The sequence below is a fragment of the Streptomyces roseolilacinus genome (genome assembly GCF_014649335.1).
GTDB lineage: Bacteria > Actinomycetota > Actinomycetes > Streptomycetales > Streptomycetaceae > Streptomyces > Streptomyces roseolilacinus.
Genome location: NZ_BMSV01000010.1, coordinates 98264 through 118217 on the forward strand (window position 1 = coordinate 98264; position 19954 = coordinate 118217).

Genomic DNA, 19954 nt, shown 5'->3' on the forward strand with positions numbered 1-19954 from the left:
GGCTAGCGCGACGCCCCTTCCCGGTGGACATACCGACCGGTTAGTCTGCTGGGCGGCGGCCGGTCTTCACGGTGCCGCCCGTCCCGGTGGAAGCGCGGCGGAGAGGGGTTTCACGATGAGCACGGTCCAGGGCGCGCACGTGGTCGTCACGGGAGCGGGCGGCGGCATCGGCGCCGCCCTCGCGCGCAGGTTCGCCGCCGAGGGCGCCCGCGTCGTCGTCAACGACCTCGACCCGGTCCGCGCGAGGGCCGTCGCCGAGGAGATCGGCGCCGTCCCCGTCCCCGGCGACGCCTCCGCCGTCGTGGAGGAGGCCCGCGACGCCCTCGACGGCACCGTCGACGTCTACTGCGCCAACGCCGGCCTCGCCTCGCCCGGCGACGCCTTCGCCGACGAGGAGGTGTGGGCCGCCGCCTGGGACGTCAACGTCATGGCCCACGTCCGCGCCGCCCGCGTCCTGCTGCCCGGCTGGCTGGAGCGCGGCGCCGGCCGGTTCGTCTCCACCGTCTCGGCGGCCGGCCTGCTCACCATGGTCGGCGCCGCCCCGTACAGCGTGACCAAGCACGGCGCGTACGCCTTCGCGGAGTGGCTGTCCCTCACCTACCGGCACCGCGGGATCAAGGTCCACGCCATCTGCCCGCAGGGCGTCCGCACGGACATGCTCACCGCCGCCGGGTCGGCCGGCGAACTGGTCCTCGCCCCCACCGCCATCGAACCGGAGGACGTCGCGGACGCGCTGTTCGCGGGGATGGCGCAGGACCGGTTCCTGATCCTCCCGCACCCCGAGGTCGCGGACTTCTACCAGGCCCGCGCCGCCGGGCCGGAGCGCTGGCTGGGCGGCATGAACCGCATCCAGCGCGCCTGGGAGGCGACCGGGCGGTGATCCCCGCCGCGACTAGTGGGAAGATCGGTCGACCACCGGGTGACGGAACGGCGACGAGGGAGAGGTGTCGGCACATGGCCAGGACGACGGACGGGAACGGTGCCACCCCCGTCCCCCGCAGGCTGCTGGCCGCCGCCACCCGCCTCTTCGCCGAGCGGGGCTACGACCGGACCTCCGTCCAGGAGATCGTCGAGGCGGCCGGGGTCACCAAGGGCGCCCTCTACCACTACTTCGGGTCCAAGGAGGACCTGCTGCACGAGGTGTACGCGCGCGTGCTGCGCCTCCAGCAGGAACGGCTGGACGCCTTCGCGGACGCCGACGCCCCGGTCGAGCGGCGGCTGCGGGACGCCGCCGCCGACGTCGTCGTCACCACCATCGAGAACCTCGACGACGCGTCGATCTTCTTCCGCTCCATGCACCACCTGAGCCCGGAGAAGAACAAGCAGGTGCGCGCCGAGCGGCGCCGCTACCACGAGCGCTTCCGCGCCCTGGTCGAGGAGGGCCAGCGCGCCGGCGTGTTCTCCACCGCCACCCCGGCCGACCTGGTCGTCGACTACCACTTCGGCTCGGTGCACCACCTGTCGACCTGGTACCGCCCGAACGGCCCGCTCGGCCCGCAGGAGGTCGCCGACCACCTCGCCGACCTCCTGCTGCGGGCCCTGCGCCCGTAGGCCCCGCGGCCCTCGCGCCCGCGGCCCTCGCGCCCGCGGCCCTCGCGCCCGCGGGCCGCGGGGCCCGCGGACCGCGGGGTCCGCGGGGCCTCAGGCGTACCGCTTCAGCTCGCGCCGGGCGAGCGACCGCTGGTGCACCTCGTCGGGCCCGTCCGCCAGCCGCAGCGTCCGCGCCGCCGCCCACAGCTCCGCCAGCGGGAAGTCCTGGCTCACGCCGCCCGCCCCGTGCAGCTGCACGGCCCGGTCGATGACGTCCACGACCGTGCGCGGGGTGGCGATCTTGATGGCCTGGATCTCCGTGTGGGCGCCCCGGTTGCCGACCGTGTCCATCAGCCACGCCGTCTTCAGCACCAGCAGCCGCAGCTGCTCCACGGCGACCCGGGCGTCCGCGATCCACGCGTGCACCTGCCCCTGCGCGGCCAGCGGCTTCCCGAACGCCGTCCGGGACACGGCCCGCCGGCACATCAGCTCGATCGCCCGCTCCGCCATGCCGATCAGCCGCATGCAGTGGTGGATCCGCCCCGGGCCGAGCCGCGCCTGGGCGATGGCGAACCCGCCGCCCTCCTCGCCGACGAGGTTCGAGACCGGCACGCGGACGCGGTCGAACACCACCTCGGCGTGCCCGCCGTGGGAGTGGTCCTCGTACCCGTACACCCGCATCGCGCGCCGCACCTCGACGCCCGGGGTGTCGCGGGGGACCAGCACCATGGACTGCTGGCGGCGGACGTCGGCGCCGTCCGGGTCGGTCTTGCCCATCACGATGAAGATCCGGCAGTCCGGGTTCATCGCCCCGGAGATGTACCACTTGCGGCCCGTGACGACGTACGCGTCGCCGTCCCGCTCGATCCGCGTCTCGATGTTCGTCGCGTCCGACGAGGCGACCTCCGGCTCCGTCATCGCGAACGCGGAGCGGATCTCCCCGGCCAGCAGCGGCTCCAGCCACCGCTCGCGCTGCTCGGGGGTGCCGAACTGGGCGAGGACCTCCATGTTCCCGGTGTCGGGCGCCGCGCAGTTCAGCGCGGTCGGCGCCAGGTGCGGGGAGCGGCCGGTGATCTCCGCGAGCGGCGCGTACTGGAGGTTGGTCAGCCCCGCGCCGTACTTCCCGTCCGGCAGGAACAGGTTCCACAGGCCCCGCCGCCGCGCCTCCGCCTTCAGCTCCTCCACCACGGGCGGGGTGTCCCACGGCGAGGCCAGCTCCGCCCGCTGCTCCTCGGCGACCGCCTCGGCCGGGTACACGTGCGCGGACATGAAGTCCAGCAGCCGCTCCCGGAGTTCCTCGGTGCGCGCGTCCATCGCGAAGTCCATGGGTCAGCCCTCCTGAAGGGTGGTGAGGCCGTGCTCGATGAAGAGGGGGACCAGCTCCCCGATCCGGTCGAAGCCCGCGCCCACCGTCTGGCCGAGCGTGTACCGGTAGTGGATGCCCTCGAGGATGACGGCGAGCTTGAACCAGGCGAACGCCGTGTACCAGGCGAGCCGCGACACGTCCCGCCCCGACCGGGCGGCGTACCGCTCGACCAGCTCGCGCGCGGCGGGGTGCCCGGCGGCCGTCGCGGTGGTGCTGATGACGGCCCCCGGCACGTCCAGCGGGGTGCTGTACATGACGAGCAGCCCGAGGTCGGTGAGCGGGTCGCCGAGGGTCGACATCTCCCAGTCGAGGACGGCGGCGATCCGGTCCCCGTCGTCGATGAGGACGTTGTCGAGGCGGAAGTCGCCGTGGACGACGGTGGCGGCGGGGGAGGCGGGCAGGTCGCGCCCGAGGGCGGCGTGCAGTTCGTCGATCCCCGCCAGCTCGCGGCCGCGCGAGGCGGCGAGCTGCTTGCCCCAGCGGCGCAGCTGCCGGTCCAGGAAGCCCTCCGGCCGCCCGAAGTCCCCGAGGCCCACCTCCTGCGGGTCCACCGCGTGCAGCTCGACCAGCGTGTCGACCAGGCCCAGCACGGCGGCCCGGGTGCGCTCGGGGCCCAGCGGGGCCAGCTGCCCGGCGGTCCGGTACGGGGTGCCCGGCACGAAGTCCATCACGTAGAACGGCGCCCCGAGCACCGACTCGTCCTCGCACAGCAGCAGCGGCCGGGGCACCGGCACGGCGGTCGGGTGCAGGGCGCTCAGGACGCGGTGCTCGCGCCTCATGTCGTGCGCGGTGGCCAGGACGTGGCCCAGCGGCGGGCGGCGGACGACCCAGCGGCGGGTGCCGTCCGTGATGGCGTACGTCAGGTTGGAGCGGCCTCCCTCGATCAGCCGGGCGTCGAGGGGCCCGGCCACCAGCCCGGGCAGCTCGCGGTCCAGCAGCCCGCGCAACCGCTCGGGGTCGAGGCCTGGCGGCGGGGCAGAGCTCATGGGGCGCACCTTTCGGGGACGGGGCCGGGTCACCCGGGCATCATGACCGACCAGTCGGTATGTCGTCCACCCCCGCGGGCGCGCACGGGCCGCCGCGCCCGCCCGCACATCGGCCCGGGGCCGGCGGGGCCCGACGTGCGGGCGGGCGCCGTCAGGCGTGGCAGGCCACCGCCCGGCCGCCGTTCATCACGGCCATGTCCCCGAACACCGCCGCCACGTCCAGCGGCGACCCCTCCGGCAGCCCCTCCAGTTCCGCGTACGCGCGGTGGAGGTTGGCCACCAGCCGCTCCGGCTCGCGCAGCTCCCCGAACACGCCCAGGTCCGCCCGGCGCGCCACCTCCAGCGGCGTCAGCCCCTCGGCGTGCCCCTCCTCCGCCAGCCCGGCCACGAACCGCAGGTACGCCTCCGTCTCGTCGTACACGGACGGGTCCGCGAGCGGCCCGTGCCCCGGCACGACCGTCTCCGCCCCCAGCGACCGCAGCAGTTCCAGGGCCCGCAGCGACCCGCGCAGCGAACCGGTCGCCAGGAACGGCGTCCCGCTGTGGAAGACCAGGTCCCCGGTGAAGACGACGCCCCGCTCCGGCAGGTGCACGATCGTGTCGCCCGCGGTGTGGGCCACGCCCGGGTGGATCAGCCGCACCTCGGTGCCCGCCGCGTGCAGGGTCATCCGGTCGGCGTACGTCACCGAGGGCGGGCTGACGCGGATGTCGCCGAAGTCGGTCCGCGGCCAGATCAGGTGCAGCTGCCGCCCCGCCGCCAGCACCTCGCGGCGGCACGCCTCGTGCCCGACGACGGTCGCCCCGGGCAGGAAGACGCAGTTGCCGTACGTGTGGTCCCCGTGGTGGTGGGTGTTGACGACCGTGTCCGGCGGGGCGGCGCCGTGGGCGAGGAGCGCGTCGCGCAGGGCCAGCGCCCGGCGTTCGGTCGCCGCGGTGTCGACCAGGACGGTCCGGGCGCCGTCACCGATCCACCCGGCGTTGTTCAGGCACCACCCGCCGTCCGGCTGGACGTAGGCGTGCACGTCGGGTGCGAGCTGGACGGTGTACGGGTCGATTGCGGGCACCGGTGTCCCCCCGGGTCGTGGCCGAACTGGACATGCAGAGCCTGCCAGTCCGGGACGGCGGGGGACAGGGCGGGGTCATCCGCGGGGCCGGGGCCCGGTCAGTGGTCGTCCCAGTGCCCGTCGTGGGCGGCGTGCCGGTGCCCGTCGTGGACGTAGTCCATGTGGTCCCCGTGCGCGACCGCCGGGTGGCCGCAGGTGTCGCCGTGCTCGTGGGCGTGGCCGCTGTGGGCGACGTGCTCGCCCGGCTCGCACTCGTCCCAGTGCCCGGAGTGCTCGCGGTGCAGGTGCCCGTCGTGGGCGTAGTCGACGTGGTCGCCGTGGACCACGGACTGGTGGCCGCAGGTGGGGCCGTGTACGTGGGAGTGCGCCTGGTGTTCCTGATGCAGGACCGTCATGGCGGGGCCTCTGTACGGAGGGTTGCTGACACTCCCAGGTTATCCCTGTTTGCCTGATTGATCACCTTGGTGGAGGGTCGTCCCATGAAGGCGATCAGCTACCGCCGCTACGGCGGACCGGAGGTCCTGGAGTACGGCGACCGCCCCACCCCGAAGGTGGGCCCCGACAAGGTCCTGGTCAAGGTGCGGGCGGCGGCCGTCAACCCGGTCGACTGGAAGTGCCAGGCCGGCTACCTCGACACGATCCTGGACGCCTTCTTCCCGGTCGTCCCCGGCTGGGACGTGTCCGGCGTGGTCGTCCAGCCCGGCGTCTCCGTCCCCGAGTTCGGCGTCGGCGACGAGGTGATGGGGTACGTCCGGGAGGACGTCCTGTGCCACGGCACCTTCGCCGAGTACGTCGCCGCGCCCGTCCGCACCCTCGCCCGCAAGCCCCGCACCCTGGGCTTCGCGGAGGCGGCCGCGCTGCCCCTGGCCGGCCTCACCGCGTACCAGGCGCTCCACCGGGCGCTGCGGGTGCGGAACGGGGAGACCGTGCTGGTCCACGCGGCGGCCGGCGGCGTCGGCTCGTTCGCGGTGCAGATCGCCCGCCACCTCGGCGCCCGCGTGCTGGGCGCGGTCCGGGAGTCCGGCGCCGACCGGGTGCGGGAGCTGGGCGGCGAACCGGTCCTATACGGCGACGGGTTCGCGCGCCGGGTGCGCGACCTCGCCCCGCACGGCGTGGACGCGGTCCTGGACACGGTGGGCGGCGAGCCGCTGATGACCTCCCCGGAGGTGCTGACCCCCGAGGGGCGCCTCGCCTCCGTCGCGGACGGCGAGGTGGTGGGCCTGGGCGGCCTGTACTTCTGGGTGCGTCCGGACGCCGACGACCTGACGGCGCTCGCCGACCTGGCCGAGGGGGGCGTGCTGACGGTGCGGGTGGCCCGGACCTACCCGCTGGAGGAGGCGGCCCGGGCGCAGCGCGCGGCGATGGCGGGCGGCCTCGGCGGCAAGGTCGTCGTCACGGTCGGCGAGGACTGACCGGCCCCCGCCCCCGCTCTCCGCCCTCCGCCCCGGCGCTCCCTGCCCCGGCGCCCGCCTCAGAGCCCCGGACCCGCCCAGAGCCCCGGTGCCCGCCTCAGAGCCCCGGACCCGCCCAGAGCCCCGGCACCCGCTCAGAGCACCACCGCCACCGCGAACCCGGCCAGCGCGACCGTGCAGCCCGCCGCCGCCACGGCGGCGGGCCCCCTCAGCGCACGCGGCCGCCCCCGCCCCAGCGCGGCGATCCGCCGGTGCGCCACCACCAGGAACGCCACCCACACCAGCAGCGACAGCCCCGCCCCCAGCACGCCGGCCGCCGACACGTCACCGCCGTGCACGGCCTGCCGCGCGGCCAGCACGGCGGCGACGGTGCACGACAGCGTCGTACGCCGCCACGCCAGCCGCGTCCGCTCCGGCTGCAGACCGGGATCGCGCACCTCCCCCGTCACCCCGTCCACCCCGACACCACCGCCAGCACCATCGCGAGGGCCACCAGCCCCACCGCCAGGCTCAGCAGCGCCGGGAACCGGCTGACCGGCAGGTCCTCCCCGCGCCGCATCGCCCGCTCGCACCGCACCCAGTGGTTGACCGCCCGCAGCGCGCACAGCGCCCCGGCGCCCAGCAGCACCAGCGCCATCCCGACCCGCACCCCCCACCGCAGGTCGGGCAGGAACTGGTCCACGGCGAACCCCCCGCCCACCAGGGCGAGACCGGTCCGCAGCCACGCGAGGAACGTCCGCTCGTTGGCGAGCGAGAACCGGTAGTCCGGCGTCTCGCCCTCCTCCCGCACCCGCTGCGGCGAGAACCACAGCCGGACATCTCGTCCGAAATCACCCACCGCCGCACCCTAACCGCGCGCCGAGCGCAGCCGCTCCCACGCCACGAGGCCGTCCGGCACCCACGTCCACTCGCCCAGCCGCCGCTCCAGCTCCTCCTCCGTCAGGAACGCGTGCCAGGCGACCTCCTCCACCTGCGGCGACACCGGGAGGTCGCACCGCACCTCGTACACCCGCGACCACCACGAGCCGCGCCCGCCCGGCCCGTCGTCGTACAGGAACGACAGGACCGGCACCGGCCGGGGCAGGCCGCGCACGCCCAGCTCCTCCTCGGCCTCCCGGAGCGCCGCCGCGTCGTACGACTCGCCCGCGCCGACGACACCGCCGACGAACATGTCGTACAGGGAGGGGAAGAGCAGCTTCGACGCGGTGCGGCGGTGCACGAACACCCGGTCGGAGGCGTCCCGCACCAGGACGAACGCGCAGCGGTGGCGCAGCCCGCGGGCGTACACCTCGCCGCGCGGGAGCGTTCCGATCACCTCGTCCCGTTCGTCGACGACGTCCAGGAGCTCCTCGGCGGGGGATGCGTTCACGTTCCGTCCTCATCGGTCGTTCGGATGCTCCGCGGTCCACGGGGGTTGACGCGGTTACCGCAGAGTACGGAAGATCGGACGCCCCGATCATCCCCGGAAGGACGGAAGCCCATGGCCTACGACGCTGACGTGATCGTGATCGGCGCGGGCCTCGCCGGCCTGGTGGCCACCGCCGAGCTCGTCGACGCCGGGCGCAGCGTCATCCTCCTCGACCAGGAGCCGGAGCAGTCCTTCGGCGGGCAGGCCCACTGGTCCTTCGGCGGGCTGTTCCTCGTCGACTCGCCCGAGCAGCGCCGCATGCGCGTCCGCGACAGCCGCGACCTGGCCCTCCAGGACTGGCTCGGCACGGCCGGCTTCGACCGCGCCGAGGACCGCTGGCCGCGCCGCTGGGCGGAGGCGTACGTGGACTTCGCGGCCGGCGAGAAGCGCGCCTGGCTGCACCGCCAGGGGGTCCGTTTCTTCCCCGTCGTGGGCTGGGCCGAGCGCGGCGGCTACGGCGCCACCGGGCACGGCAACTCCGTCCCGCGCTTCCACATCACCTGGGGCACGGGGCCCGGCCTCGTCGCCCCGTTCGAGCGCCGCGTCCGCGCGGGCATCGCCCGGGGCCTCGTCCGGACGGGCTTCCGCCACCGCGTCGCCGGCCTCGGCCGCACCGGCGGCGCCGTGGACACCGTCAGCGGTGAGGTCCTGGAGCCGTCCGACGCCCCCCGGGGCACGGCCAGCAGCCGCGAGGTCGCCGGCGCCTTCGAGTACCGCGCCCAGGCGGTCGTCATCGCCTCCGGCGGCATCGGCGGCAACCACGACCTGGTCCGCGCCCAGTGGCCCGAGCGGCTCGGCACCCCGCCCAAGCGGATGCTGTCCGGCGTCCCCGCGCACGTCGACGGGCTGATGCTCGGCATCGCGGAGGCGGCCGGCGCCCACCACGTCAACCGCGACCGCATGTGGCACTACACCGAGGGCATCGAGAACTGGGACCCGATCTGGGCCCGTCACGGCATCCGCATCCTCCCCGGCCCGTCCTCCCTGTGGCTGGACGCACTCGGCCGCCGCCTGCCCGTCCCCCTCTTCCCCGGCTTCGACACGCTCGGCACGCTGGAGCACATCATGGGGACCGGCCACGAGCACACGTGGTTCGTCCTCGACCAGCGGATCATCGGCAAGGAGTTCGCGCTCTCCGGCAGCGAGCAGAACCCCGACCTCACCGGCAGGTCCGTCCGCGACGTCGTCAACCGCGCCCGCGCCGACGTGCCCGCGCCGGTCCGGGCGTTCATGGACAAGGGCGCCGACTTCGTCGTGGAGCGCGACCTGTCCGCCCTGGTCCGCGGCATGAACGCGCTCACCGGCGAGCCGCTGGTCGACGAGGCCGCGCTGCGCCGCGAGATCGTCGCCCGCGACCGGGAGATGGCCAATCCCTTCACCAAGGACCTCCAGGTCACCGCCATCCGCGGTGCCCGCAGGTACCTCGGCGACCGGCTGATCCGCACGGCGGCCCCGCACCGCATCCTCGACCCGAAGGCCGGGCCGCTGATCGCGGTGCGGCTGAACATCCTCACCCGCAAGTCGCTGGGCGGCCTGGAGACGGACCTGTCGTCGCGGGTCCTCACCGCGGCGGGGGAGCCGCTGCCGGGCGTCTACGCGGCGGGCGAGGCGGCCGGCTTCGGCGGGGGCGGCGTCCACGGCTACCGCGCCCTGGAGGGCACGTTCCTCGGCGGCTGCCTCTTCTCCGGCCGCGCGGCGGGCCGGGCGGCGGCGCGCGCCGTGGCCTGACGCCCTCCCGCCGCCGGTCCCGGCTCCCGCCGCCGGTCCCGGCTCCGCTGCCGACGCCCGGGCCCTGCCCGGCACCCCGTCCGGGCCTACGCCCCGTCCGGGACCGGTGTCCCCTGGTGGTGGTACAGCCGCCACGGCGCCCCCGTGCCGTCCGCCGCGTGCCGCCAGAGCGAGGAGCGGCGCACCCGCCGGCCGCCGGCGACCGTCTCGTACGTCAGGTGCACCAGGCCCGGCGCGAGCGCCACGCCCGCCATGCGGGAGACCTCGTGGCGGGGCCCCCGTGCCGCGCTCCCCTCCATCCCGGGCAGCTCGGCGAGCATCTCCTCCCGCGTCCAGCGCCGCCCCGACGCGCCGACCTCGGTGAACTCCGGGTCCAGCAGCCGCGACGCCTCGGCCCGCGACGCCCGTACGGCCGGGTCCAGCAGCCGCAGTTCGCCCGCGACCGCCGCGGCGACCGGGTCGAGCACCTCCACCACGCGGAACCGTTCCGCCACCACCCGGGTCGTGTCGTCCACCGTGAAGTGCGGGTCGCCGAGCGCGGACCGCAGGGCGTCGCCGTGCCAGAACCGCTCGTGCGCGGCCCGCCACTCCGCCACCGACCGGTGGCCCTCGCCCTCGTCGACGGCGTGCCGGAGGTCGACCTCGCCGAGCGGCAGCACCCGCGCCTCCACCACCTCCACCACCGCGACCGGCCGGTCCGCCGAGTCGACCAGCGCCGACCGGGCACCGGGCGCGGGCAGGGGCTCCCCCTCCGCCTCGTACTCCGCGAGCAGCCCGGTCGTCGCCGTCTTCGCCCCGGTCAGGACGGCGGCGACGAGCCGGTCGCGCAGCGGGCCGGGGAAGGCGAGTAGGTACGGGGGGAGGGCGTCGTGGTCGCTCATGCCCGTAGCGTCACACGCGGGCGGGCCGGGACGCCCCCGAATTGGGGGGCGCCCCGGCCCGCACCACCACCGGCCGCCGGCCGGCTACAGCACCAGGGACAGCAGCAGCACGCACACGATGCCGACGACCGAGATGATCGTCTCCATCACCGACCAGGTCTTGACCGTCTGGCCGACGTCCATGCCGAAGTACTCCTTCACCAGCCAGAACCCGGCGTCGTTGACGTGGCTGAAGAACAGCGACCCGGCGCCGATCGCCAGCACCAGCAGCGCCGCGTGGGAGGCCGACATGTCGGCGGCCAGCGGCGCGACCAGGCCGGCCGCCGAGATCGTCGCCACGGTCGCGGAGCCCGTCGCGAGGCGGATCGCCACCGCGATCAGCCAGCCGAGCAGCAGGCCCGGGATCGCCCAGTCCTTCGACAGGTCGAGGATCATCCGGCCCACGCCGATGTCGATGAGCGTCGTCTTGAAGCCGCCGCCCGCGCCGACGATCAGCAGCACGCCCGCGATCGGCGCCAGCGACCTCTCCACGGTCGTGGAGATCCGCTCCTTGGTGAACCCGGCCGCCCGGCCCAGCGTGAACAGCCCCACGAGCACGGCCGCGAGCAGCGCGATCAGCGGCGAGCCGATGATGTCCGTGACCCGCTGGAGGCCGTCGGCGGGGTCGTCCACGACGATGTCGACCAGCGCCTTCACCATCATCAGGACCACGGGCAGCAGCACCGTGGCGACGGTGACCCCGAAGCCGGGCCGCTTCTCGGGCCCGCCGTCCTCCGCGGCCCGCTGCGGCAGCATGCCGTCGGGCGCGGGGATGTCGACCCAGCGGGCGGCGTACCGGGAGAACAGCGGCCCGGCGACGATCACGGTGGGTATGGCGACGACCAGGCCCAGCGCGAGCGTGATGCCCAGGTCCGCGCCGAGCGCGTCGATCGCGACCAGCGGGCCGGGGTGCGGCGGGATCAGCCCGTGCATCACGGACAGGCCGGCCAGCGCCGGGACGCCGATGCGCATCAGCGAGTAGCCGCCGCGCCGGGCGACCATCAGCACGACGGGGATCAGCAGCACGATGCCGACCTCGAAGAACAGCGGCAGCCCGATCACCGAGGCGATCAGCACCATCGCCCACGGCATGGACCGCCCGCCGGCCCGCGCCAGGATCGTGTCGACGATCCGGTCGGCGCCGCCCGAGTCCGCGAGGAGCTTGCCGAGGATCGCGCCCAGCGCGACGAGCACGCCCACCCCGGCGACCGTCGACCCGAGGCCGCCGGTGAACGAGGCGAGGGTCTTGTCCAGCGGCGCGCCCGCGAGGACGCCCAGCGCCAGCGACCCGATGGTCAGGGCGAGGAAGGCGTGCAGTCTGAACCGGGTGATGAGGACGACGATGAGGGCGATGCCGGCGAGCACGGCCACGCCCAGCTGCGCGTCGCCCGCCGAGGTGATCGGTTCGGCGGCGTCCGCTGCCAGCATCTCGACGCTGAGTCTGGTCACGGTGATTCCTTGGGGAGGGGGATCGGGGGTCAGGGAAGGAGGGGGCGGGCAGGCGGCGGGGGAGCCGTCGCCTCCCCGCCGAGCCGCCGCAGCGCGGCCACGGCCCGGTCGGTGATCTCCTCCGGCGTACCGGAGACGTCGACGGCGACCCCCGCCTCGTCGTCGCCGAGCGGCTGGAGCGTCGCGAACTGCGAGTCGAGCAGCGCCGTGGGCATGAAGTGGCCGCGGCGCGCGGCCATCCGCCCCTCGATCAGCGCCCGGTCCCCGGCCAGGTGCAGGAACACCGCGCCGGGCGCGGCCGCCCGCAGCCGGTCCCGGTAGGACCGCTTCAGCGCCGAGCAGCTCACCACCCCGCCGCGCCCCGCGTGCTCCCCGGCCCACCGCCCGATCGCGTCGAGCCACGGCCACCGGTCCGCGTCGTCCAGCGGGACGCCGGCCGACATCTTGGCGATGTTCGCCGCGGGGTGGAAGTCGTCGCCCTCCGCGTAGGGCGCGCCGAGCCGTTCGGCGACCAGCGGCCCGAGGGTGGTCTTGCCGGTCCCGGCGACCCCCATCACCACGACGACCAGGGGTTTCTCCATGACTGAGTGCCTCGCTGTCCAGGTCTGCGCTCCATGACGCCGCGTGCGGCGTCGGGACACTGAAACCCATGGGGTACGACGTATTCAAGTCCCTGTGATGTAAAAGTCATACTTTTTGTTCGTGGTCTTCACCGGCGCATAGGCTTGCCCCATGACGACTCAGGCCCGGGGGCTCCATACGCGTGTGCTGGAAGCCCTGGGCCTGGCGATCACCGCCGGGGAGTACCCGCCCGGCAGCGTCCTGCGCACCGACGACCTCGCCCAGCGCTTCGAGGTCTCCCGCACGGTCGTCCGCGAGGTGGTCCGCGTCCTGGAGTCCATGCACCTGGTCGCCTCGCGCCGGCGCGTCGGCGTGACCGTGCGCCCCACCGAGCAGTGGAACGTGTACGACCCCCAGGTCATCCGCTGGCGGCTCGCGGGCGCCGACCGCCCCCGCCAGCTCCGCTCGCTCACCGTGCTGCGCTCCGCGGTCGAACCGGTCGCCGCCGGCCTCGCCGCGCTGAACGCCACGCCCGAGCAGTGCCGCGCCCTCACCGAGGAGGCCCTCGGCATGGTCGCCACCTCCCGGGGCCGGCGGTTGGAGGCGTACCTGGTGCACGACATCGCCTTCCACCGGATCGTCCTCGACGCGTCCGGCAACGAGATGTTCGCCCGCCTCGGCGACGTCGTCGCGGAGGTCCTCACCGGCCGCACGCACCACCACGTCATGTTCGACGACCCCGACCCGGCCGCCGTCACCCTCCACGTCCAGGTCGCCGAGGCCGTACGGGGGCGGGACGCGGTCCGCGCGGAGGAGCTGACCCGGCAGATCGCCCTCGGCGCCCTCCGCGAGCTCGACGTCCTCGCGCCCCGCGCCGAACCGGCGCCCGGCCCCGGGCCGTCCCGCGCCGTACCCATGCCGCATACTGGCCCGTAACCTCAGATACACCTCAGATCTGTCGTTGCGCGTCCCTGATGTGACACCGGCCACAGCGGACACCCTTGTCCTGCTGTGACGATGTGCCGCAGGCCCGCCGCCGCGGTGAACATCCCTCCCACCCGGCCCCAGGGCGGCGCACCGCACGATCCTCCCTCACAAAGGCGAACCACTCCTCATGAGCGACCGCACGCTGCCCGCGGGCACCACCCCGCCGGGCACCGGCTCCCCGGCACGCCCGGACGCCCCCCACGTCGACGCCGGCGACGTCGGCTACAGCAAGGACCTCAAGTCCCGGCACGTCAACATGATCGCCATCGGCGGGGCGATCGGCACCGGCCTCTTCCTCGGCGCGGGCGGCCGGCTCGCGGGCGCGGGCCCCTCCCTGGCCATCGCGTACGCGGTCTGCGGCGTCTTCGCCTTCTTCGTCGTCCGCGCCCTCGGCGAGCTGGTCCTCTACCGCCCGTCCTCGGGCGCGTTCGTCAGCTACGCCCGCGAGTTCATGGGCGAGAAGGGCGCCTACACGGCCGGCTGGCTGTACTTCCTCAACTGGTCGACCACCGCCGTCGCGGACATCACCGCGGCCGCCACCTACGCCCACTTCTGGTCGATGTTCAGCGACATCGACCAGTGGATCCTGGCGCTGATCGCCCTCGCCGTCGTCCTCACCGCGAACCTCATCTCGGTGAAGTACTTCGGCGAGATGGAGTTCTGGTTCGCCATCGTCAAGGTCGCCGCCCTGGTGATCTTCATGGGCGTCGGCATCTTCCTCGTCGTCACCTCCCACGACGTCGGCGGCCACACCCCCGGACTGCACACGGTCACCGACAACGGCGGCGTCTTCCCGCTCGGCATGCTCCCGCTGCTGCTGGTCGTCCAGGGCGTCGTCTTCGCGTACGCCTCCGTCGAGCTGTGCGGCGTCGCCGCCGGCGAGACCCGCAACCCCGAGAAGATCATGCCGCGGGCGATCAACTCGATCATGTGGCGCGTGGGCCTCTTCTACGTCGGCTCGGTGGTCCTGCTCGCCCTGCTCCTGCCGTACACCGCGTACTCGTCCGACGAGAGCCCCTTCGTCACCGTCTTCGACCAGCTCGGCGTGCCCGGCACGGCCGGCGTGATGAACTTCGTCGTCCTCACCGCCGCCCTCTCCAGCCTCAACTCCGGCCTGTACTCCACCGGCCGCATCCTGCGCTCGATGGCCATGGCCGGCTCGGCGCCGAAGTTCACCGCCCTGATGAACCGGGGCCAGGTGCCCTACGGCGGCATCCTCCTCACCGCCTCCTTCGGCGTCCTGGGCGTCGGCCTCAACTACGTCATGCCGGGTGAGGCGTTCGAGCTCGTCCTCAACTTCGCCTCGATCGGCATCCTCGGCACCTGGGGCATGATCATGATCTGCTCGCTGCTGTTCTGGCGGCGGGCCCGGGAGGGCCGGGTCGTCCGCCCGGAGTACCGCCTGCCGTGGGCCCCGTACACGCAGATCGTCACCCTGGTGTTCCTCGCCTCGGTGCTGTTCCTGATGTGGTGGGGCGGCGGCGTCGGCCGGACCACCGTGGCCTGCCTCCCGCTGCTCGCGGCGCTCCTGGTCGGCGGCTGGTTCGCCGTCCGCAAGCGGGTGCTGGCGCTCGCCGCCGAGCGGCAGGACTGACCCCTCCGCGGCTCACCCGGGCCACGCGAGCCGCAGCCGGCTCTCGAACCGCACGGGTGAGCCGCCGAACGGGTCGGTGAACTCCAGGACCCGCGCCAGCAGCCGCAGCGGGCGCCCGTGGTCCTCGGGCCCGTCCTCCCGGACCACCGGGTAGAGCGGGTCGTCGAGGATCGGCACCCCGAGCCCGCTCATGTGGACCCGGAGCTGGTGGGTGCGGCCGGTCTCCGGGACCAGCCGGTACCGGGCGAGGTCGCCCCGCCGCTCCACCCGCTCGATCCGGCTCTCGCTGTTCGGCTCGGCGCCCGGCACCTCGTACGCGGTGAGGACCCCCCGCTCCTTGACGATGTGGCTGCGCACGGTCACCGGCGCCGCCGGCCCCGGCGCGTACGGCGCCAGCGCCTCGTACTCCTTGCGCACCCGCCGGTCCCGGAACAGCGTCTGGTACGCGCCCCGGTCCTCCGGCCGCACCACGAACAGCACGAGCCCCGCGGTCAGCCGGTCCAGCCGGTGCGCGGGCTGCAGGTGCGGCAGCCCCAGGTCCCGCCGCAGCCGGGCGAGCGCGGTCTCCGTCACGTGGCGGCCGCGCGGGGTCGTCGCCAGGAAGTGCGGCTTGTCCGCGACGACGATCCGCTCGTCGCGGTGGACGATCCCCACCTCGAACGGCACCCGCGCCTCGGGCGGGAACTCCCGGTGGAACCACAGGCTCCGCCCGGCGGCGTACGGCTCGCCGCCCGTCACGGACCGTCCGTCGGCCCCGACGAACGCCCCCTCGGCGAGCATGGCGTCCACCCGCGCGACCCCGATGACCCGCGCGTACCGCTCGACGAGGTGGTCCCGCAGGGTCGCCCAGTCGCCGGCGGGCAGCCGCACCCGGACGGCGTCGATCCCGTCACGCTGTCCCAACGGCCCGACGACCCCACGCACACTCCGACGCCCCACGCCCCCACGCTAACCGACGGGGCGGGTCGCGCCGCGGGCGGGCGCTCCCGCCGGCCCGCGGCCACCGCGGCGCGGGCCGGCGGCCACCGCGGCGCGGGTCCCGCCAAGGGGCGCGGCGACCGGCCGGCCACCGCGCCCCGCCGGGCGTCACCGGGGCGTCACCGGGCCGGGACCACGACCTCCCCGGCCCCCCGGGCGGCCCCCGAGCCCACCACCCGCACCCGGAACTCCCGCTCCGTCCCGCGGGCCGTCACCCGTACCGCCCCGCCGTCCTCCCGCACCACGGAGAACCGCCCGGCCTCCGCCCCGGAGTGGTCCGGGACCGTGACCGTCACCCCGTCGGCGTCCGGCTGGACCAGCAGGGTCAGGCCGTCCAGCCAGTCCCCGTCCGGCCGCTGGTCGTCCGCCCCGAGCGGCAGCACGGCCCCCGGCCGCACGTACAGCGGCAGGCTGTCGAAGCCGTGCCGCTCCCGCCGCCACGCCGGTCCGGTCACCCGCTCCCCGGTCAGCAGGTGCGTCCAGGTGCCCTCCGGCACGTAGAACTCGACCTCCCCGTCCGCCGAGAACACCGGCGCCACCAGCAGGTCGGGCCCGAGCATGTACTGCCGGTCCAGCGTCCGGCACCCCGGGTCGTCGGGGAACTCCACCAGCATGGGGCGCATCAGCGGCACGCCCGTCCGGTGCGCCTCCACGGCCGCCCCGTACAGGTACGGCATCAGCCGGTGCTTCAGCTCCGTGAACTGCCGCGCGACGTCCACCGCCTCGTCGCCGAACTCCCACGGCACCCGGTAGGACATGTTCCCGTGCAGCCTGCTGTGCGACGACAGCAGGCCGAACGCCAGCCACCGCTTGAACACCGCCGGCTCCGGCGTCCCCTCGAACCCGCCGATGTCGTGGCTCCAGAAGCCGAACCCGGACAGGCTCAGCGACAGCCCGCCGCGCAGCGACTCCGCCATCGCCTCGAACGACGCGAAGCAGTCGCCGCCCCAGTGGACGGGGAACTGCTGCCCGCCCGCCGTCGCCGACCGTGCGAACAGCACCGCCTCGCCGCGCCCGCGCTCCTTCTCCAGGAGCTCGAACACGCACTGGTTGTACAGGTGGGTGTAGTAGTTGTGCATCCGCTCCGGGTCGGAGCCGTCGTGCCACACGACGTCCGTCGGAACGCGCTCTCCGAAGTCCGTCTTGAAGCAGTCGACGCCCTGGTCCAGCAGCGCCTTCAGCTTCCCCTGGAACCAGGCGCGGGCCGCCGGGTCGGTGAAGTCCACCAGCGCCATCCCGGCCTGCCACAGGTCCCACTGCCAGACGTCGCCGTTCGGCCGCCTCACCAGGTACCCGAGCGCCGCGCCCTCCGCGAAGAGGGTGGACTTCTGCCCGATGTACGGGTTGATCCACATGCTGACGCGCAGCCCGCGCTCCTTGAGCCGGGCGAGCATGCCCTCCGGGTCGGGGAAGGTCTCCGGGTCCCACTGGAAGTCCGACCACTGGTACTCGCGCATCCAGAAGCAGTCGAAGTGGAACACCGACAGCGGGATGTCCCGCTCGGCCATCCCGTCGACGAACGAGGCGACGGTCTCCTCGTCGTACGAGGTGCAGAACGACGTCGTCAGCCACAGGCCGAACGACCAGGCCGGCGGCAGCGCGGGCCGCCCGGTCAGCGCCGTGTACCGGGAGAGCACCTCCTTCGGCGTCGGCCCGGCGACGACGTAGTACTCCAGCGACTGGTCCTCGACGCTGAACTGCACCTGCCCCACCGACTCGGAGCCGATCTCGTACGACACCCTCCCCGGGTGGTTGACGAAGACGCCGTAGCCCCGCGACGACAGGTGGAACGGCACGTTCTTGTACGCCTGCTCGCTGCTCGTGCCGCCGTCGGCCTGCCAGACGTCGACGCTCTGGCCGTTCCTCACGTACGGGGTGAACCGCTCTCCCAGCCCGTAGACGTTCTCGCCCACGGCCAGCGCGAGCTGCGCCACCATGTGGTGCGCCCCGTCCGCGTCCACCACGAACGCGGTGCCCTTCGGCCCGGCCTCGGTGAGCCGCCGCCCCTCCGCGTCCAGGAACGTCAGGCCCCACGGCCCGTCCCGGTCCAGCCGCACGGTCAGCGGCCCGCTGGTCAGCTCGGTCACGGAGCCGTCCCGCCGGGTGCGGGCGAAGCCCCCGCCGCCGGTGTCGGCGCCGGGCAGCGCGAACTCGGGCCCGCGGTGGGCCCGGCCCGCGTGGTGGGTGGCGCGGACCCCGATCACGCCCTCGGCGGGGGAGAAGCACTCCACCGTCAGGAGCGGCGAGTTGAGCGTGTGGCCCCGGTGCTCGACCCGCTTGACCGCCGCGTAGGCGGTGAAGTGGTCGTCGCTGACGTGCAGGTCGCGCACCTCGGTCGCGTACGAGGCGCGAACGCCGTCACGCATCAGCCAGAAGCCGTCGGTGAACTTCATCGGTGTCCCTGTGTGGTGAGGAGAGCGGTTGCCCGGTCGAGTACGGCGGCGATCCGGTCCAGGGTTCCACGGTCCGGCGCGACGGGCGGCAGCGTCTCGCCCTCACCGGTCCGCCACCCGGCCGCGACGGCCACCGGATCGCCCCCACCGGCGGCGCCCGCCGCGAGCGCGGCGGCGCCGACGGCGACGAGTTCGGTGGTGCGGGGGAGGACGACGGCCCGCCCGGAGAGCCGGCGCACCGTCTCCACCCAGGTGCGCCCGCGGGCGCCGCCGCCGACGAGCCGCAGCGGCGCGTCGCCGCCGGCCCCGCCCGGCAGTTCGCCCAGGGCGCGCAGCAGCGCGAAGACGGCGCCCTCGTAGGCGGCGCCGAGCAGCTGCTGCGGGGTGGTGGTGTGGCGCAGCCCGGTCAGCAGCCCGGACGCGCCGGGCAGGTCGGGGGTGCGCTCGCCGTCGAGGTACGGCAGGACGACGGCCTCGCCGCCGGGCGCGGCGTCCTCCCGGTCCAGGCCCAGCAGCGCGGCGACCCTGTCGACGGCGAGGGTGCAGTTGAGCGTGCAGCCGAGCGGCAGGTACGTGCCGTGGCCGTCCGCGGCGGCGAACCCGGCGAGCGCGGCGGTCGCGGGGCGGACCCGCGTCGCCGCGAACACGGTGCCGGACGTGCCGAGCGACACGGCCGGGTGGTCGAGCAGCCCGGCCGCGCCGAGGCCCAGCCCGACGGCGGCGGCCATGTTGTCGCCCGTGCCGGCCGCGACGGCGACCCCGGCCGGCAGGCCGAGCGCCCCGGCCGCCGCCGCGGTGAGCGTGCCGACGCGCGCGCCCGCCGCGGGCGCGACCTGCGGCAGCAGGGCGGCGTCCAGTTCCAGCAGGTCGAGCAGGCCGGGGTCGTACGCCCCGGTCGCCGTGGAGTACCAGCACGTCCCGGAGGCGTCGCCCGGGTCGGTGACGGCGGTCCCGGTCAGCCGCTCGGTGAGGAAGTCGTGGGGGAGGCGCACCGCGGCGGCCGCTTCGGCGGTGCGCGGCTCGTTCTCGCGCAGCCAGCGCCACTTGGCGGCCGTCATGGAGGCCACCGGCACGGAGCCGGTGCGCTCCAGCCACGCCCGGGCGCCGAGCCCGTCGGCGAGGGCGGCGGCCTGGGGGGCGGAGCGGGTGTCGTTCCACAGCAGCGCGGGGCGCAGCGGCCGGCCGGCGCCGTCCAGCGCGACCAGCCCGTGCTGCTGCCCGGCGACCGCGATCCCGGTCACCGCGCCGGGGTCGGCGCCGGCCTCCTTCAGCCCGGCGGCCACGGCCTCGGCGAGCGCGGCCCACCACTGCTCGGGATCGCTCTCCCGGGCACCGCCCTCGCCGGTCACGGTGTGCGGTGCGCGGCCCACGGCCAGGAGCCGGCCCGTTGCGGCGTCCACGACGGCCGCCTTGGTGGACTGCGTCGAGCTGTCCACGCCGATGACTAGGGAGTCCATCTTTTGATCGTACACAAAACAAATTGCCTTCCAACAGGGTTGGACGGGCGGGTCCCCTTGGCGGAAGTGCCTGCGTAAGCTATTAGTAATCTAAGCAAACAAATACACGAGGCGAAGGATCA

The 19954-nt window shown here is 74.7% G+C and carries 19 protein-coding genes and 1 pseudogene; 6 read left to right on the forward strand and 14 right to left on the reverse strand.

What is annotated here, in order from left to right; genetic code table 11:
* The first annotated feature begins 115 nt into the window (after positions 1-115).
* Both IE106_RS23115 and IE106_RS23120 read left to right on the forward strand, forming a co-directional pair.
* Entirely contained in the window at positions 116-880 is a 765-nt protein-coding gene (locus tag IE106_RS23115; protein ID WP_189537105.1) for an SDR family oxidoreductase, read from the forward strand.
* A 74-nt stretch (positions 881-954) separates the two neighbouring features.
* On the forward strand, positions 955-1551 hold the full coding sequence (locus IE106_RS23120; RefSeq protein ID WP_189537106.1) for a TetR/AcrR family transcriptional regulator: 597 nt from the start codon (positions 955-957) through the stop codon (positions 1549-1551).
* 90 nt (positions 1552-1641) lie between these two features.
* Here the strand turns inward: IE106_RS23120 and IE106_RS23125 are convergent, their stop codons facing one another.
* From IE106_RS23125 to IE106_RS23140, 4 genes are all read right to left on the reverse strand, one after another.
* Positions 1642-2856 carry an acyl-CoA dehydrogenase family protein gene (locus IE106_RS23125; RefSeq protein ID WP_189537107.1) on the reverse strand — a complete coding sequence of 405 codons (1215 nt, stop codon included), beginning with the start codon at positions 2854-2856 and terminating at the stop codon, positions 1642-1644.
* A gap of 3 nt (positions 2857-2859) precedes the next feature.
* Entirely contained in the window at positions 2860-3882 is a 1023-nt protein-coding gene (locus IE106_RS23130; RefSeq protein WP_189537108.1) for a phosphotransferase family protein, read from the reverse strand.
* A 151-nt stretch (positions 3883-4033) separates the two neighbouring features.
* A complete protein-coding gene (locus IE106_RS23135) occupies positions 4034-4945 on the reverse strand; it encodes an MBL fold metallo-hydrolase (RefSeq protein WP_189537109.1) in 912 nt (303 codons plus the stop codon).
* Between the two features lie 98 nt (positions 4946-5043).
* Positions 5044-5340 carry a hypothetical protein gene (locus tag IE106_RS23140; protein WP_189537110.1) on the reverse strand — a complete coding sequence of 99 codons (297 nt, stop codon included), beginning with the start codon at positions 5338-5340 and terminating at the stop codon, positions 5044-5046.
* Positions 5341-5424: 84 nt separating this feature from the next.
* Here IE106_RS23140 and IE106_RS23145 point away from each other — a divergent pair, with 84 nt between their 5' ends.
* On the forward strand, positions 5425-6357 hold the full coding sequence (locus IE106_RS23145; RefSeq protein ID WP_189537111.1) for an NADP-dependent oxidoreductase: 933 nt from the start codon (positions 5425-5427) through the stop codon (positions 6355-6357).
* A gap of 134 nt (positions 6358-6491) precedes the next feature.
* Here IE106_RS23145 and IE106_RS23150 read toward each other — a convergent pair whose 3' ends face one another.
* From IE106_RS23150 to IE106_RS23160, 3 genes are read right to left on the reverse strand one after another with little or no spacing between them, the layout of a single operon-like run.
* Entirely contained in the window at positions 6492-6806 is a 315-nt protein-coding gene (locus IE106_RS23150) for a DUF202 domain-containing protein (protein WP_189537259.1), read from the reverse strand.
* The gene (locus tag IE106_RS23155; RefSeq protein ID WP_189537112.1) at positions 6803-7195 is read right to left on the reverse strand and encodes a YidH family protein; all 393 of its coding nucleotides are present in this window, start codon (positions 7193-7195) and stop codon (positions 6803-6805) included. Before IE106_RS23155 ends, IE106_RS23150 begins: the two co-directional genes overlap by 4 nt.
* Positions 7196-7204: 9 nt before the next feature.
* The gene (locus IE106_RS23160; protein WP_189537113.1) at positions 7205-7726 is read right to left on the reverse strand and encodes an NUDIX domain-containing protein; all 522 of its coding nucleotides are present in this window, start codon (positions 7724-7726) and stop codon (positions 7205-7207) included.
* Positions 7727-7837: 111 nt separating this feature from the next.
* On the opposite strand from IE106_RS23160, the gene IE106_RS23165 reads away from it, so the two are divergent.
* The gene (locus IE106_RS23165) at positions 7838-9493 is read left to right on the forward strand and encodes an FAD-binding dehydrogenase (RefSeq protein WP_189537114.1); all 1656 of its coding nucleotides are present in this window, start codon (positions 7838-7840) and stop codon (positions 9491-9493) included.
* A gap of 86 nt (positions 9494-9579) precedes the next feature.
* On the opposite strand, the gene IE106_RS30480 is transcribed toward IE106_RS23165, so the two are convergent.
* From IE106_RS30480 to IE106_RS23180, 4 genes and pseudogenes are all read right to left on the reverse strand, one after another.
* A complete protein-coding gene (locus IE106_RS30480; protein WP_229840730.1) occupies positions 9580-9969 on the reverse strand; it encodes a nuclear transport factor 2 family protein in 390 nt (129 codons plus the stop codon).
* Positions 9955-10374, reverse strand: a pseudogene (locus tag IE106_RS30485) (ASCH domain-containing protein); the annotation flags it as partial. The gene IE106_RS30480 and the pseudogene IE106_RS30485, both read right to left, overlap by 15 nt.
* 84 nt (positions 10375-10458) lie before the next feature.
* The gene (locus IE106_RS23175) at positions 10459-11862 is read right to left on the reverse strand and encodes a GntP family permease (RefSeq protein ID WP_189537116.1); all 1404 of its coding nucleotides are present in this window, start codon (positions 11860-11862) and stop codon (positions 10459-10461) included.
* A 29-nt stretch (positions 11863-11891) separates the two neighbouring features.
* The gene (locus IE106_RS23180) at positions 11892-12443 is read right to left on the reverse strand and encodes a gluconokinase (RefSeq protein WP_189537117.1); all 552 of its coding nucleotides are present in this window, start codon (positions 12441-12443) and stop codon (positions 11892-11894) included.
* 151 nt (positions 12444-12594) lie between these two features.
* Here IE106_RS23180 and IE106_RS23185 point away from each other — a divergent pair, with 151 nt between their 5' ends.
* Together IE106_RS23185 and IE106_RS23190 are read left to right on the forward strand one after the other, a co-directional pair.
* Entirely contained in the window at positions 12595-13359 is a 765-nt protein-coding gene (locus IE106_RS23185; protein ID WP_229840719.1) for a FadR/GntR family transcriptional regulator, read from the forward strand.
* A 178-nt stretch (positions 13360-13537) separates the two neighbouring features.
* Positions 13538-15004: an amino acid permease gene (locus IE106_RS23190; RefSeq protein WP_189537118.1), complete on the forward strand. Its 1467-nt coding sequence runs from the start codon at positions 13538-13540 to the stop codon at positions 15002-15004.
* Between the two features lie 12 nt (positions 15005-15016).
* On the opposite strand, the gene IE106_RS23195 is transcribed toward IE106_RS23190, so the two are convergent.
* The 3 genes from IE106_RS23195 to xylB form a co-directional block, all read right to left on the reverse strand.
* The gene (locus tag IE106_RS23195; protein ID WP_189537260.1) at positions 15017-15928 is read right to left on the reverse strand and encodes a pseudouridine synthase; all 912 of its coding nucleotides are present in this window, start codon (positions 15926-15928) and stop codon (positions 15017-15019) included.
* A gap of 173 nt (positions 15929-16101) precedes the next feature.
* Complete coding sequence (gene yicI, locus IE106_RS23200) at positions 16102-18375, reverse strand: alpha-xylosidase (protein ID WP_189537119.1); 2274 nt, start codon at positions 18373-18375, stop codon at positions 16102-16104.
* On the reverse strand, positions 18372-19832 hold the full coding sequence (gene xylB / locus IE106_RS23205; RefSeq protein WP_189537120.1) for a xylulokinase: 1461 nt from the start codon (positions 19830-19832) through the stop codon (positions 18372-18374). Before xylB ends, yicI begins: the two co-directional genes overlap by 4 nt.
* Positions 19833-19954: the final 122 nt, after the last annotated feature.